Annotated in this window: 14 protein-coding genes; all 14 read right to left on the bottom strand. The window is 43.7% G+C overall.

Annotation, left to right across the window (positions count from 1 at the left end):
* The 14 genes from N667_RS0106155 to yfmF all read right to left on the bottom strand — a co-directional run bounded on the left by N667_RS0106155 (position 1) and on the right by yfmF (position 14,668).
* Positions 1 to 1,737, bottom strand: coding sequence for a 2-oxoacid:acceptor oxidoreductase subunit alpha (locus N667_RS0106155; protein ID WP_027408764.1), 1,737 nt, complete (start codon positions 1,735 to 1,737; stop codon positions 1 to 3).
* Positions 1,738 to 1,934: 197 nt separating this feature from the next.
* Positions 1,935 to 2,858 (bottom strand): dipeptidase, encoded by a 924-nt coding sequence (locus N667_RS0106150; RefSeq protein WP_027408763.1) that lies wholly within the window; start codon positions 2,856 to 2,858, stop codon positions 1,935 to 1,937.
* Between the two features lie 79 nt (positions 2,859 to 2,937).
* A complete protein-coding gene (spoVS, locus tag N667_RS0106145) occupies positions 2,938 to 3,198 on the bottom strand; it encodes a stage V sporulation protein SpoVS (RefSeq protein WP_027408762.1) in 261 nt (86 codons plus the stop codon).
* 132 nt (positions 3,199 to 3,330) lie between these two features.
* Entirely contained in the window at positions 3,331 to 4,125 is a 795-nt protein-coding gene (locus tag N667_RS0106140; protein WP_027408761.1) for a TIGR00282 family metallophosphoesterase, read from the bottom strand.
* Between the two features lie 84 nt (positions 4,126 to 4,209).
* Entirely contained in the window at positions 4,210 to 5,772 is a 1,563-nt protein-coding gene (gene rny / locus N667_RS0106135) for a ribonuclease Y (RefSeq protein ID WP_027408760.1), read from the bottom strand.
* Positions 5,773 to 6,120: 348 nt separating this feature from the next.
* Positions 6,121 to 7,173, bottom strand: coding sequence for a recombinase RecA (gene recA / locus N667_RS0106130; protein WP_027408759.1), 1,053 nt, complete (start codon positions 7,171 to 7,173; stop codon positions 6,121 to 6,123).
* A 144-nt stretch (positions 7,174 to 7,317) separates the two neighbouring features.
* Positions 7,318 to 8,562 (bottom strand): competence/damage-inducible protein A, encoded by a 1,245-nt coding sequence (locus N667_RS0106125; protein ID WP_027408758.1) that lies wholly within the window; start codon positions 8,560 to 8,562, stop codon positions 7,318 to 7,320.
* A 24-nt stretch (positions 8,563 to 8,586) separates the two neighbouring features.
* Complete coding sequence (pgsA, locus tag N667_RS0106120) at positions 8,587 to 9,165, bottom strand: CDP-diacylglycerol--glycerol-3-phosphate 3-phosphatidyltransferase (protein WP_027408757.1); 579 nt, start codon at positions 9,163 to 9,165, stop codon at positions 8,587 to 8,589.
* Between the two features lie 53 nt (positions 9,166 to 9,218).
* Complete coding sequence (locus tag N667_RS0106115; RefSeq protein ID WP_027408756.1) at positions 9,219 to 10,091, bottom strand: helix-turn-helix domain-containing protein; 873 nt, start codon at positions 10,089 to 10,091, stop codon at positions 9,219 to 9,221.
* Positions 10,092 to 10,114: 23 nt separating this feature from the next.
* The gene (locus tag N667_RS0106110) at positions 10,115 to 10,906 is read right to left on the bottom strand and encodes a DUF3388 domain-containing protein (RefSeq protein WP_027408755.1); all 792 of its coding nucleotides are present in this window, start codon (positions 10,904 to 10,906) and stop codon (positions 10,115 to 10,117) included.
* Positions 10,907 to 11,044: 138 nt separating this feature from the next.
* Positions 11,045 to 11,293 (bottom strand): DUF3243 domain-containing protein, encoded by a 249-nt coding sequence (locus N667_RS0106105; RefSeq protein ID WP_027408754.1) that lies wholly within the window; start codon positions 11,291 to 11,293, stop codon positions 11,045 to 11,047.
* Positions 11,294 to 11,361: 68 nt separating this feature from the next.
* Complete coding sequence (gene ymfI, locus N667_RS0106100) at positions 11,362 to 12,075, bottom strand: elongation factor P 5-aminopentanone reductase (RefSeq protein WP_027408753.1); 714 nt, start codon at positions 12,073 to 12,075, stop codon at positions 11,362 to 11,364.
* Positions 12,076 to 12,125: 50 nt separating this feature from the next.
* Entirely contained in the window at positions 12,126 to 13,412 is a 1,287-nt protein-coding gene (gene yfmH, locus N667_RS0106095; protein WP_027408752.1) for an EF-P 5-aminopentanol modification-associated protein YfmH, read from the bottom strand.
* Positions 13,409 to 14,668, bottom strand: coding sequence for an EF-P 5-aminopentanol modification-associated protein YfmF (gene yfmF, locus N667_RS0106090; RefSeq protein WP_156936093.1), 1,260 nt, complete (start codon positions 14,666 to 14,668; stop codon positions 13,409 to 13,411). Before yfmF ends, yfmH begins: the two co-directional genes overlap by 4 nt.
* Positions 14,669 to 14,787 lie beyond the last annotated feature (119 nt).

The raw sequence follows: 14,787 nt of genomic DNA, 5'->3' as shown, positions 1-14,787 counted from the left end.
TTATAACAACTCCTTGCATTTTGTGTAAACTTCGTTTGGCAGGAATGGGTTGCCGTCATATTTTAAGACGCTGGCAATTTTATCAGCATGTCCGACATTCATTTTTAAGAGGTTTGCAAGCTGACCTGTTGCGTTATGCTCAACAACGATCACTTTTTTCGCTGCTTGCACAAGCGGCAATACTTCGTCTGTCGGGAACGGATGAATAAGACGGATGTGTGCATGGTTCACTTTCAGGCCGTCCAATTCAAGGCGCTCCATTGCTTCTTCAATCGCCCCGCGCGTTGAGTTAAAGCCGACAATCAACACGTCTGCTTCTTCATGTTTGACATTTTTATGAACTGGTACATGAAACTTCAGATGTTTTAGTTTCCGTAACCGTTTATCCATCTGTGCTTTCCGGTTCGACGCTACCTCGGATGGCTTTCCTGTTTCCGCATGCTCGACGCCCGTCACGTGGTGGATGCCGTTTTTCATTCCAGGAAGCACGCGCGGAGAAATGCCATCCTCTGTTACCTCGTATCGCTTGAAATTCTCTTTGTTTGGCAGCTCAGGAAGTTCGCCTGTAACAAGCTTGCCGCGGCGGATTTCAATCTTGTCGTACTCAAGCGGCTCGACCGTTTGTTTTCCGAGCGAAAGCTGCAAATCAGACAAGACGATAACAGGGCATTGATACTCTTCTGCCAAGTTGAACGCTTCCACCATATCATAAAACGCTTCTTGCACTGTACTTGGCGCCATGACGATTTTCGGAATCTCGCCGTGTGTTCCGTAAATCATCGCCATGAGGTCGGATTGTTCTTGTTTCGTAGGCAATCCTGTACTTGGGCCGCCGCGTTGCGTATCAACAATAACGACAGGCGTTTCCGTAATCCCAGCTAACCCGATCGCTTCCATCATCAATGAAAGACCTGGACCTGCTGATGCTGTCAACGTGCGCACGCCGCCATAGTTAGCGCCAATCGCCATCGTACAAGCAGCGATTTCGTCCTCCGTTTGAATAACCGTACCACCTAATGCTGGCAATTTTTTAATTAAATATTCCATGATTTCCGACGCTGGAGTGATTGGATAGGCAGCCATAAAACGAGCACCGCCCGCCAGCGCTCCTAACGCAATGGCGTCATTTCCAATCATGTACATACGTTTTTTGCCATCTGCTTTTTCAAGCTTCATAGTCTGAATATTGTCGCCAAGTTGTTCTTTCATAAACTGAGCGCCTGCTCGAACCGCATCCATATTTTTCTCTACTACTTGCTGTCCTTTACGCCCAAAAATTTCCTCCACCACTTCTTGGAATACCTCAATATCGAGGCCAAGCACCGCGCTAGACGCACCAACTGCCACCATGTTTTTCATAAGCGATGTTCCTAAATTCGTTGCGATATCAGTGAACGGAACCGCATACAACGTAACGTTGGAGCCCTCCGGAATTGTTGGATTAAACTTCGCATCCGCAATGACAATACCGCCATCGCGAAGTTCATGGAAGTTAAAATCAATCGTTTCTTGGTCAAAAGCTACTAATATATCAAGATCGTCCGAAATGGAACGAACTTGTGTCGTGCTCACACGAATCTTGTTGTTTGTATGCCCTCCCTTGATGCGGGAAGAGAAATGGCGATAACCATACAAATAATAACCTAAACGATTTAATGCGATAGAGAATATCTCGCCTGTGCTTTCGATACCCTCCCCTTGCTGTCCTCCAACTTTCCATGAAAGTTGACTAATCATTTCTTACACCCCTTTAAGTTCCATCAATTATAGCGTGTACTGCTATCATAAGTGTAGCACTTTTCCGATAAAAGTACTAGAATTTCACTATATCATTTTTTCGAAAAATTTAGCATATACGAATATACTAAACGATTTCATTCTAGACCTATCGGAAAAAAAATGCAACCCTTTGATTAAAAATTTATCGTTTTTCTTTATTGCGGTAAACGCTCATAAAAGTTTCGGAAAAGAAAGCGCTCTACTTCTGTTTCTGAATAACGCTTTTGCAGCTCATTGATTAAATTTTCATAGCATCGTGCGTTTTCTAACCCCACTGTCGTTTCTTCCGCCCCATCAAAATCAGAGCCAAATCCAACATGGCGTGCTCCCCCAATCGAGCAAATATGCTCCAAATGGCGAAGAACATCGGTAAGAATCGCTTGCTTCGGTTTTTCGGTTAAAAAATAAGGAACAAACGTGATGCCAATGACGCCGTCTTTCTTGATAAGCGCCTGAATTTGCTCATCGCGCAAATTCCGGGGATGCCCACATAGAAAATGCGCATTCGAATGCGAGGCGATCGGGAATTGCGCAATTTCAATGACATCCCAAAACGCCCTTTCGGATAGATGAGAGACGTCTGTCCATCGTTTCATTTCATTTAACTGCCGAACGACTTCTTTTCCAAAATGCGTTAATCCGGCTCCTCTTTCTTCCCACGCTCCATCGGCAACAGAATTCGCCCAATTCCACGTCAGTCCGACCGATACGACTCCAAGGCGCAACAACGTTTTCAATTTGACAAGATTCTTGCCAACCGCCTCGCATCCTTCAAGCGTCAGCATCGCGCCAATTTCATGCTCCGAAAGCGCATCGATGTCCGCTTTTGTTTGCACAAATTTCATGTTCGGAAAGCGGGCAATGATTTTCTCAAAAAACAAATCGATCATTTCAAGTGCAGCGGTAAAGCGAACCTCTTCAGGAACGTGTTCCGGTATATAAATGGCAAAGCACTGCACTTTGCTTTTCGTCAGAATGAGCGATTGCAGTGTGACATGAAGCTTTTTACTATCATAAAACGATAGAGAGCGGTTGAGCCATAATTTCATCAGCACATCACAATGCGCATCAAAAATCATAGAGCGTTTCCCCCTTATACCATATGCAAAATAAAATAACCTGTTTGGGAACAAACAGGTTATTATCTCATTTGCCAAATTAACGCGGCTCAACAATCAATTTAATCGCTGTACGCTCTTCGCCGTCAATAATAATATCTGTAAATGCAGGAATACAAATAAGGTCTACTCCACTCGGTGCCACAAATCCTCGTGCGATCGCTACGGCCTTAACGGCTTGGTTCAATGCACCTGCGCCGATCGCTTGGATTTCGGCAGCTCCGCGTTCACGCAATACCCCGGCAAGTGCACCAGCTACAGAGTTAGGATTCGATTTTGCTGAAACTTTTAATATTTCCATTCCCTGGTTCCTCCTTAATTTCCACAATGGTTCATTCGTTATAAATTTCGTTCCATTGTTACTATATTCACTGTTTTGGCAAGTATTCCTGCTAAAAAGAAAAATATTTTTTAAAAATTTGTAAAAAGACGACTATTCGAAATATGGATAATCATCATTGATCATAATTCGTTCAATCCCTTTGGCCTTTCCGCTTTTCGGTTCAATGTGAACCAATACAGCATTCAATTGGCTTCTTCCTTCCGTAACTTCAAAACGGACAGGAAGGGAGGTTAAAAATTTCCTCAATACAGCTTCTCGGTCAACCCCTAAAATACCGTCATACAACCCCGTCATCCCAACATCTGTCATATAGGCGGTTCCTTTTGGCAAAATACGAGCATCTGCTGTTTGCACATGCGTATGTGTACCAATCACAGCCGAAACGCGGCCATCTAAATACCACCCCATCGCTTGTTTCTCGCTTGTTGCTTCCGCATGAAAATCAACAAAAATGATATTGGTTCGTTCGAGCGCTTCGGCAATCAGTTCGTCCGCCTTTCTAAAAGGACAGTCAATCGCCGGAAGAAACGTTCTTCCTTGCAAATTGATAACCGCTACCTCCGATTGCTCTGTCTGTACGTATACAATTCCCTTTCCCGGAGTCCCGGCTGGAAAGTTAGCCGGCCGAATGAGCGACTTTGCGTCATCGATGAACTCGAAAATGTCGCGATTGTCCCAAGCATGATTTCCAAGCGTTATTACATGAGCACCTTGCTCTAAAAAGCTCCGATAGATTTTCCCAGTAATCCCCTTACCTCCTGCCGCATTCTCACCATTTACAATAATGATGTTGGGCTGATGTTTCGCTTTTAATTTTGGAAGATATTGCTCAACCATTTTTCGCCCAGGCGATCCGACGACATCTCCAATAAACAACAGTTTCATCATATAACCCTTTCTAACGTTGAAGTTTCACTAATTCAAGTTTGTCACAAAACGAAAAAAAAATAAAGTGGCTGGATGGCCACTTTATTTTGCATATTCAACCGCTCTTGTTTCACGAATGACGGTAATTTTAATATGTCCCGGATAATCGAGCTCCTCTTCGATTCTTTTGCGAATATCGCGTGCTAACCGATGAGCTTCGAGGTCGTCGATCGCATCTGGCTTCACCATAATCCGCACTTCACGGCCAGCCTGAATGGCATACGATTTTTCAACACCTTCGTACGATTCGGCGATTTCCTCAAGTTTTTCAAGGCGGCGAATGTAATTTTCTAACGTTTCGCTTCGAGCGCCCGGTCTCGCCGCAGACAGCGCATCCGCTGCCGCTACCAACACCGCGATAATCGACGTTGGTTCCGTATCGCCATGGTGGGAAGCAATGCTGTTAATCACAACTGGATGCTCTTTATACTTCGTCGCTAACTCCACGCCAATCTCAACGTGGCTTCCCTCTACCTCATGATCGATCGCTTTTCCGATATCATGCAAGAGGCCTGCGCGTCTTGCAAGCATTTCGTCTTCGCCCAATTCGGCAGCCATAAGTCCTGCCAAAAACGCTACCTCCATCGAATGTTTCAACACGTTTTGGCCATAGCTTGTCCGGAATTTGAGGCGACCTAAGATTTTAATTAAATCCGGATGCAATCCGTGAACGCCGACTTCGAATGTCGTTTGCTCTCCGACCTCACGAATATGTTCGTCTACTTCGCGTCTCGCTTTTTCCACCATCTCTTCAATTCTTGCCGGATGTATGCGCCCATCTTGAACAAGCTTATCTAAAGCTAGTCTAGCTGTTTCTCGGCGAATCGGGTCAAATCCTGATAAAATAACAGCTTCCGGTGTATCATCAATAATCAAATCGATGCCCGTCAGCGTTTCTAACGTACGAATATTGCGGCCCTCGCGACCGATAATCCGACCCTTCATTTCGTCGTTTGGCAAGTTGACAACCGATACAGTCGTTTCCGCCACATGGTCAGCTGCGCAGCGCTGAATTGCGAGCGAAAGAATTTCTTTTGCCTTTTTATCCGCTTCTTCTTTCGCACGGGTTTCTGTTTCTTTAATCATTAAAGCAATTTCATGCGATAATTCTTTTTCGACACGCTCTAAAATAATTTGGCGCGCCTCTTCGCGCGTTAAGCCGGAAATGCGTTCCAATTCTGCTTGTTCTTTTTGAACGAGCTCTTCCACTTTGCTTTCCATCTCTTCAATATGCTGTTGTCTTTTGTTAAGAACTTCTTCTTTCTTCTCTAAAAGCGCCTCACGCTTATTTAGCGTTTCATCTTTTCGATCGAGATTCTCTTCCCTTTGCAATAAGCGGTTTTCCTGCTTTTGCAATTCACTTCGGCGATCGCGGATGTCGCGCTCCGCTTCGGTTCGAAGTTTATGAATCTCGTCCTTTGCCTCAAGCAGCGCTTCTTTCTTTAGTGCATCCGCCTCACGTTTCGCTTCTTCAAGTATTTGGTTCGCAGCCATTTGCGCGCCACCAATTTTTGCTTCGGCAATCGTTTTACGAACAAGAAAGCCAACAACTGCACCAACGACTAGACTAAGCAAAGCGGAGATGATGACTGTATTGACCCCCATCCATTTCACCTCCTCTTGCTATAAACTTGTTTGTTGCTTCATGAATGTCGGCATGTACATTATTACACTTTCAGCATACAGCGCAAAGGCTCGCTCACTTGCCGCTGAATCTCTTTCCGACAAAGCTTTCAGCTACACATTTTTTGAACCGTTCACGCTCTTAATTGTCCGATTCAGACCGTTTCATTTTGATAATGAAACGCGGACTGTTACTGTTTTTTTTGTAAAATATACATGTTCATTTTAAAGGTGGTAAGATTTGTTGTCAAGATAATAAGCACGGTAATATGACAGAATGTTTCAAAAACAAAAAGGGACAGATGTGCATCTGTCCCTTTTTCTAGGAAATTATTCGTCAAAAAAGCCTAATTCTTCCTGTTGGTCCACCGACAAATTGCCGTTTGACATCGAACTGTCGACACCGTAATATTTGCGGATTTCTTGAGCGATCTCTTCCATGATTTGCGGATTTTCTTTTAAGAATTGTTTCGCATTTTCGCGTCCTTGGCCAAGTCGTTCATCATTATATGAATACCAAGAACCGCTCTTTTGAACGATGTCAAGCTCTGACGCCATATCGATAATTTCACCCTCACGGGAAATTCCTTCTCCGTACATAATATCGACATCCGCTGTCTTAAACGGAGGAGCGACTTTATTTTTTACCACTTTAATTTTCGTTTTATTTCCGACCATATCGTTGCCTTGTTTAATTTGTTCGGCACGGCGCACTTCTAAACGGACAGACGCGTAAAACTTCAAGGCACGGCCGCCTGGAGTTGTTTCTGGGTTTCCAAACATAACCCCTACTTTTTCACGAATTTGGTTGATAAAGATTGCAATCGTCTTCGATTTGTTAATCGCTCCGGAAAGCTTACGCAACGCTTGCGACATTAAACGCGCCTGCAAACCGACATGGGCATCTCCCATATCGCCTTCAATTTCTGCTTTCGGCACAAGCGCCGCTACCGAATCGATAACGATGATATCAACTGCGCCGCTTCGGACAAGCGCCTCAGCGATCTCAAGCGCTTGCTCCCCTGTGTCCGGTTGAGAAAGCAACAATTCGTCAATGTTTACGCCTAATTTTTGTGCATAGATTGGATCAAGCGCATGTTCCGCGTCGATGAAAGCCGCTTGTCCACCTAGCTTTTGCACTTCTGCAATCGCATGGAGCGCAACGGTTGTTTTACCGGAAGATTCAGGCCCATAAATTTCGATGATTCGCCCGCGCGGATAGCCCCCGACACCTAATGCGATATCAAGTGCGAGGGAGCCGCTTGAAACGGTAGAAATTTGCCGGTCTGTTTGCTCTCCCAGCTTCATAATGGATCCTTTGCCAAACTGCTTTTCAATTTGTTTTAGCGCCTGCTCTAAGGCGGCTTGGCGATCTTGGTTCACTAATCATTCCTCCTTGTTTATTACCTACTTAATAATATAGCGCTTTTTAATAGCTTTGCCAAGAAAAAAATCGAACGTTCATTCGTTTTTTTCTTCATTTTTGCTGGAAACATGGGAAAACAAAGGATAAGAAAAAGCAGCTGCTTACATGGCAGCTGCCAATGCTTTCAAAATAGTAAAACAACCGTATTTCACCGTGCGTGTTCGTATCGTTTCCCGGTCGCCGCTCAGCGTCAAAGGATATACCGCCGTATCCCGACCTTCAATTGCCAAACCGATGTACACCGTACCGACTGGCTTTCCTTCGATAGAATCGGGCCCTGCCACTCCCGTAAAGCTAATGCCGATATCCGAACCTTGTAATGCACGAACATGTTCTGCCAACAATTTGGCGCATTGTTCACTCACCGCTCCCTCTGTTTTTAGGACGGAGGCAGGAACAGAAAGAACTCGCTCCTTTATATCATTGGCATAGCAAACAACACCGCCTTTGACGACTTGCGAAGCACCAGCAATCGCTGTCAGCTCAGCTGTAAATCGTCCTCCTGTTAAGCTTTCCGCGGCAGCAATCGTCTTGCCATGCTTTTTTAGTTGTTCGATGACCTTAGAAAACAACGTGTCGTCGTTGTATCCGTACAAGTACTTGCCGACACGGCGAACAATCAACGCTTCCGTCTCATCCAACAGCTTTTTTGCTTCTACGAGGGATTCATGTTTCGCCGTAAGCCGCAATGTGACCTCCCCATCCCCCGCGAGCGGAGCAATAGTAGGATTCGATTGTTGATCAATCAAGTCTTCAATTTCGGTCTCAAGCTGCGATTCCCCTATCCCAAAAAAGCGCAGCACCTTCGACTCAATGCGCTCGCGTCGCTCAAGTTTGTTCAGAAGAAACGGTCGGCCGTAGTTGATAAACATGGGCTTCATCTCTTTCGGCGGCCCAGGAAGAAGCATATAAGTCACATCACCGATCGTCAACGCCATGCCAGGAGCCATTCCAAAATCGTTTTTTAACACTTCAGCCCCTTTTAATACAAGAGCTTGCTTTTTATTGTTTTCTGTCATGATTCGTTTCGTACGGCTAAAATAATCTTCAATCGACCGGAGCGCGGCTTCGTCTATGACAAGTTCGCGCTGCAACATGCGCGCAATCGTTTCTTTCGTCAAATCGTCCTTCGTCGGACCGAGCCCTCCAGTAAAAATGATCAAATTGGCCCGCGTTTGCGCGGTCTGGACCGCCTGTTCAAGCCTTGATACATTGTCGCCGACGACGGTATGGAAGTAAACATTAATCCCCAATTCGGCTAGCTGCTGCGACAAAAATTGCGCGTTCGTATTAGCGATTTGTCCAAGCAACAACTCTGAACCGACTGCAATAATTTCCGCGTTCAATCACGGCCCCTCCTTTTGCCCCCGCTACTTCGAATGTAAAAAAGCGTGCTTATTTTTCGCAAAATAATCCCATCCAGACCAAATTGTAAAGATCACCGCCACCCAAAGAGCGACCTTTGCAAACGGGAAAGAGAGAAAAGCAAACGGCCAGTTATGAAGCAGAAGAGCGGAAATTGCCACGATTTGCGTCCATGTTTTTATTTTTCCAAGCATGTTAGCGGCCACTACTTCCCCTTCTCCGGCCAATACAAGACGAAGCCCCGTAACGGCAAATTCGCGGCTGATGATGACGATGACCATCCATGACGGAGCATAATGCAACTCGACCAAAACAATAAGAGCCGCTGACACGAGCAATTTATCTGCAAGTGGGTCTAAAAACTTTCCTAGATTCGTCACTAATTGATATTTACGCGCATAATATCCGTCGATCCAGTCCGTTGCCGACGCAATAATAAAAATGATGGCGCCGACAAGATGGGAAACTGGCATTGATTTTGTTCCTAAGCTAATCGTTCCCCAATCGAAACGGACTAGCATAACAATTAAGAAAAGAGGAATTAACATAATGCGTGCTACTGTAATTTTATTCGGTAAATTCACCCTCAATACCTCCGCTGCTAAACATGTAAAAGTCATCTAGTAAAATAGATGACTTATGGTTTCTTTAATACAATTTTGATTTTTTGATATACTTCTTCTTTCGGATCGATCGGGTATGTAAGCGGCTGGCCGTTGATCTTCACGTCCACATCGAGCGTTCGACCGATTTTCATAAAAACTTCAGACTCGGCCGACAGATCGAAAGTCTGTGTTTGTCCATTCCTTAAGGTACCTTTATAAAAAGAATGGCCTTTTCCATTAAATACTTCGAACCAAGACGCTCCTTTAGACGTCGCCTCAAGCTTTAGCTGATCAGCTGTCACTTCAATCGTGGACGTATTTCCCTTCGTCTCCTTAACGGTGAATATTGGCTTAGAAGCTGTCTCGCCTTCCTTTTTGTTTTTCGTTTCCTCTTTTTGCTGCTTCTGTTTTTCTTTTTCAGCTTTCGCCGCTTTGTCTAATGGAGAGTTCTTTGAACGTTCCACCTCTGTGGCTTGAGTATTGATTGGCTGCTCTGACTGTTCCTTCTGACCGTCGCGTTGCAAAAACATCCAAAGAATCACCGCTACCCCTACAATAACAGCAGCTATAAGCAGCTTCGGAAACAGCGCAAGCCATTTGTCGTGTTTCAATGAAAGCCGCTGTCTACTTTTAACGCGGGAAAGCTGATCAGACACCTCCTCTTGCTGCGATGAAGGAATCTCATGCGCATACTCGTGAAAAATCTCTTCCGGATCAAGCCCTACCGCTTCTGCATATTGCTTAATAAAAGCGCGCACATAAAAGTTTCCTGGCATAATCGTATAATTGCCTTCTTCAATACCAATTAAATAACGTTTTTGAATTTTAGTGATATGTTGCAATTCATCCAAACTAATCTTTTTAGTTTCTCTCGCCTCTTTTAATCGTTTACCTAATTCTGTCAACGATAACACCTTCCACCTTTTTGTTAAAAATCAAAGTCTGAAAATCCGTCGTGCGAGAACAACGTTTGTTGATCAACAACATCATATGTAATTTCTTCAGAGGGATCATTGCGCAATTCGATAATGCAGTCAAAGTCATCGAGCGTATATTCCGTATGGCGCACGAAAATATCTGGGTGCTCTACCACTTTCGTTGCCTCAAGACGCATGAGCTCGCGAATAAGCTGCCAATGGCGTTCGTTGGAACGGCGTGTCGATACGATTCCATCAATGATAAAAATATTGTTTTCACTGTACTCATCTTCAATAAGCTGACTTCGTACAGTCTGTTTGATTAACGTAGAAGAAACGAATAACCAACGCTTGTTGGCACAAACACTCGCCGCAACGATGGACTCTGTTTTGCCGACACGGGGCATGCCGCGAATGCCGATGAGCTTATGCCCTTCCTGCTTAAAAATTTCCGCCATAAAATCGACAAGTAAACCGAGCTCGTCCCGGACAAAACGAAATGTTTTTTTATCGTCTGCATCGCGCTGAATGTAACGACCGTGCCTAACCGCTAAACGGTCCAACAATTTCGGCTGCCTTAACTTCGTAATAGTTATATTATCCATCGTTCGTAAAATAGAAGCAAGCCGCTCAATCTGTTCGTTATTATCGCAACGAAGGAGCATGCCGCGCCGCGAATCGTCAACGCCGTTGATCGTGACGATATTAATCGACAGCATCCCTAAAAGGGATGAAATGTCTCCTAGCAATCCTGGACGATTAATATGGATTTCATATTCTAAATACCATTCCTGCTTCCCCATCCCATTTTCCTCCCATCGAGCTTAAGGAGACAAGCATCATATGATAAATTCATACTACTATAATATCAATAAGAAACGCAACAGGAAAGGGCATGAAACAAACTTGCGTCCATAAAAAAAGAGAGGAAGGCTCCTCTCTTATTTTTTTTGCACTAGTTTGACCATCATGTTGGCAATAGCGTGCTGCTCCTCTTCATCTGCTACGCTCCACAAATCGGCAAGAACACGTTCCTCAGGATTTTTTGGATCTACTTGTTTGGCTAAATAGTCGCCAATTTGATAAGCGACATCTGAAACTACTTGTTCGCTAAGCCCTTGTTGCTTCGCTTGTTCAAGGCGTTCGCCTAAAAAATCTTTCCATTGTTCAAAATTATCGAGTACAGACATTGAGCTTTCCCTCCTCTATTCAGTTTCACCAATAGTTTGTCTACTTCATTCGAAAATATACTCAATAATTAGCAATACCATCCACCGTTGACATTAATAATTTGCCCCGTAATGTAGGAAGCCGCTTCGGAAAGCAAAAACGATACCGTTTTGGCCACCTCTCTTGGTTCGCCAATTCTTCCTAACGGAATATCGTCCGCTATGCTTTGCAACTCATCTTCACTAAATGTTTGCAACATCTCTGTGCGAATCGCCCCCGGCGCCACAGCATTGACGCGGATGCCGCTCGGCGCTAATTCTTTAGCTAAAGCCTTAACAAACGCGTTTTGTCCTCCCTTCACCATTGAATAGACCACCTCGCAAGAAGCCCCCGTTAGCCCCCAAATCGATGAGACAACTATAATGTTTCCGCTTTTTTTCTTAATCATTGACGGAAGGAGCTTTTTCGTCAACAAAATCGGGCTTGTTACATGAAGCTGCACCATTTTCTGCACAAGTCCATCGCTCATATCAGTAATAAGCCCGTAATAACTGTTGCCGCAATTATGAACAATGACATCAATCGGCCGATCAATTTGTTCTAAAAGCATGTCCGCTCCATTTGGCTCCGATAAGTCAGCCTGAACAGCTGTTGTATAGACACTTAATTCCTTTTGCAATGCTTCAACTCGTTCTTTATTTTTGTTGTAGTGTAAAAATAAGCCATACCCGTCGCAAGCTAACTGACGGGCAATGCTTGATCCGATTCCTCCGCTCGCTCCCGTAATTAATGCATAATTCATCTCTATTCCCCCTAAAAAAGCATCCTTTACAAAAAGGATGCTTTTCCTGTTTATCTTTTTGGAATGACTTGGCACACGGCAAGTTGTGACTCATGAAAACACTCACGCGCCACTTCCATTAAATCGTTGACTGTTAATGCTTCCAACATTGAAACAACATCAAACAAGCTCATTTCATAAAACGCATATCTGGTGAATTGGTTGGCAATATATTCAGGAGAGTTGAGAGAGCGTAAAAACGCCCCGATTTTTTTCTTTTTTACCCTTTCTAGATCTGTTTCTGTAATCTCCGAATCATGAAACGCCAATATAATTTGTTTTATTTCTTCCGCAAGTCGTTCCGGATCGCCCGTATCGCCGCCGATCATTGCAAACCCAAATTGCTCTTCCTCTGTGTAGTCGTAAGCAAACGTTTCATCAATGAGCCCGAGCTCATATAAACGTTCATAGTGCGGTGAACTTTTTCCAAACAAATAATCGAGTAATACGTTCATTGCTAATTCATGTTTCAATTTTTCTTTTCCTTTTTGACTCACGTTTTTCGCTTTGATGCCAAGCACGCATTTACTCGTTTGCACGTGCATTGGAATCACTTGTTTTTCCTTTGCCACCTCTTCTTGTTCGTTATAAGTAAAACGTTTAATAGCAGAGGATGGCGGAAATGTTTTTTTCGCTTGGTTGTTGCGAATTTGCTCCATTATCGCTTCTTCATTCACTGGACCAACAATAAACAACAACATATTGCTCGGATGATAAAATGTTTGATAACACTCATATAACAACTCTTTCGTAATGTGAGAAATCGACTCGATCGTGCCAGCAATATCAATTTTGACAGGATGTTGTTCGTACATACTTTCAATCAACCCAAAGTATACACGCCAATCTGGATTGTCATCATACATACGAATTTCTTGGCCGATGATCCCTTTTTCCTTTTCGACCGTCTTGTCTGAGAAATACGGTGTTTGCACAAAATCGATTAATGTCTCTAAATTTTTTTCCACATTCGCAGTGCTTGAAAATAAATAGGCTGTTCGTGTAAAAGACGTAAAAGCGTTAGCCGAGGCGCCTTGTTTGCTGAATTGTTGAAATACATCTCCATCTTCTTTTTCAAACAGCTTATGCTCAAGAAAATGGGCAATTCCGTCTGGTACACGCTTCATTTCTGTTTTCCCCATTGGAACAAATTGGTTATCCACTGATCCGTACTTGGTTGTAAATGTTGCGTACGTTTTGTTAAACGCTTTCTTTGGTAAAATGTATACGTCTAAACCGTTTGGCATTTTTTCATAATACAGCTGCTCCTGGAGTTGTTCATATACAATTTTCTTCATGACTTCACTTCCTCCATTCCGGTCAGGAAATAAATCGTGTCGAGTTGGATGCGACTCGCAACACGAATAACATCTTCGCGTGATACGCCGTCTGTTCCTGAAAGCCACTCGTCAATGGGACGTCTTCGTTCGGAAAGGACATTGTGATACAGCACCTCAACAAGCCCCCTAGGCGTATCAAGTGTTTCAAGCAGTTGATTGCGAATGACCGCCTTCGTTTGCGTCATTTCCTCGTCTGTAAAATCCCCTTGCTTCATCGCTTTCATTTGATCATGAATAATTTGAACAGCCTTTTCATAATTCGCCGGTTCAATTCCCGACATGACCATCAATAATCCTTTGTGGCTTTCTAACCGAGAAGCCGCATAGTAGGCGAGGCTTGCTTTTTCCCGAACATTAATAAACAGTTTGGAGTGTGAAAAGCCGCCAAATATGCCGTTAAACACTTGCAAAGCGTAATAATCGTCATCATCATAAGTAATATAGGTTCGGTAGCCCATATTAAGCTTTCCTTGTTTTATATCCTGTCTTTCGACAACTTCTTGAACATTTGCAATCGTCTTCTGCTCGGTAGATAGCTGTACCTTTGTGCGGTCTTGACGATCTGGAAACTGAAAATGCGATTTGACGATCTCCAATGTGCTTGCCTCGTCAATATCTCCAATAATATACAAATCAATTTCATCCTCTTGCAGAGTTTTTTCATAATAGGCAAACAAGCTTTCAGGAGTAATCGCATCTACATCTTCAAGCTGCCCGTTTGTATGAAGGGCATACGGCTCATTTTTGCACATTTCCTCAACAAGCCGCAAATTGGCATAGCGCATTTTATCGTCGTATACCGATTGAATTCGTTGCTTTAATGCTCGTTTCTCTTGCTCAACAATTCGCGAAACAAAAGCTCCGTTTTCAAGAGCAGGCTCAAGCACAACCTCGCTTAACAATTGAACCGCTTTGTTAAGTAAAGACGGCTGCTCTTTTAAAAATTTTTCATTGGCGATATCAAGCCGAATTGTAATGATATGATACTCCCCTTTTTTTGTTAGATCGACATTTAAAGTCGCCCCGTATAGCTCATCTAAATACGTTCTGATTGCCTTCATACTCGGGTGTGTTTTCGTTCCGCTTTGAAGTACGTAAGGCAAAAGCGCACGCAACGTAACAGCTTCTTTTGATAGGGGCGCCTTCATTTTTAAGACAAGCGTATTTGTTTTGTATTTGTCCGTTGGAATGAAATGGGCGCGAAAGCCTGGCATCGTTGTGATGTTTTCACAAATCAAAAAAATTCCTCCTCTTCGTTTTGGATTCGTTTTCCCTGCATCGTTTAAGCCTTATCAACAATATACATTTTCACCAAAACAAAATGCAAATAACA

It is taken from the genome of Anoxybacillus tepidamans PS2 (genome assembly GCF_000620165.1).
Lineage (GTDB): Bacteria > Bacillota > Bacilli > Bacillales > Anoxybacillaceae > Anoxybacteroides > Anoxybacteroides tepidamans_A.
This window is presented reverse-complemented; position numbering and strand designations above follow the sequence as displayed.

Coding starts and splice junctions, on each gene's coding strand:
- N667_RS0106110 (WP_027408755.1), bottom strand. CDS start 10,906: ATGGGGAAGCAGGAATGGTATTTAGAATATGAAATCCATATTAATCGT.
- N667_RS0106155 (WP_027408764.1), bottom strand. CDS start 1,737: ATGATTAGTCAACTTTCATGGAAAGTTGGAGGACAGCAAGGGGAGGGT.
- yfmH (WP_027408752.1), bottom strand. CDS start 13,412: ATGAAGAAAATTGTATATGAACAACTCCAGGAGCAGCTGTATTATGAA.
- ymfI (WP_027408753.1), bottom strand. CDS start 12,075: ATGAATTATGCATTAATTACGGGAGCGAGCGGAGGAATCGGATCAAGC.
- N667_RS0106150 (WP_027408763.1), bottom strand. CDS start 2,858: ATGATTTTTGATGCGCATTGTGATGTGCTGATGAAATTATGGCTCAAC.
- yfmF (WP_156936093.1), bottom strand. CDS start 14,668: ATGCCAGGCTTTCGCGCCCATTTCATTCCAACGGACAAATACAAAACA.
- spoVS (WP_027408762.1), bottom strand. CDS start 3,198: ATGGAAATATTAAAAGTTTCAGCAAAATCGAATCCTAACTCTGTAGCT.
- rny (WP_027408760.1), bottom strand. CDS start 5,772: ATGGGGGTCAATACAGTCATCATCTCCGCTTTGCTTAGTCTAGTCGTT.
- N667_RS0106140 (WP_027408761.1), bottom strand. CDS start 4,125: ATGAAACTGTTGTTTATTGGAGATGTCGTCGGATCGCCTGGGCGAAAA.
- N667_RS0106105 (WP_027408754.1), bottom strand. CDS start 11,293: ATGTCTGTACTCGATAATTTTGAACAATGGAAAGATTTTTTAGGCGAA.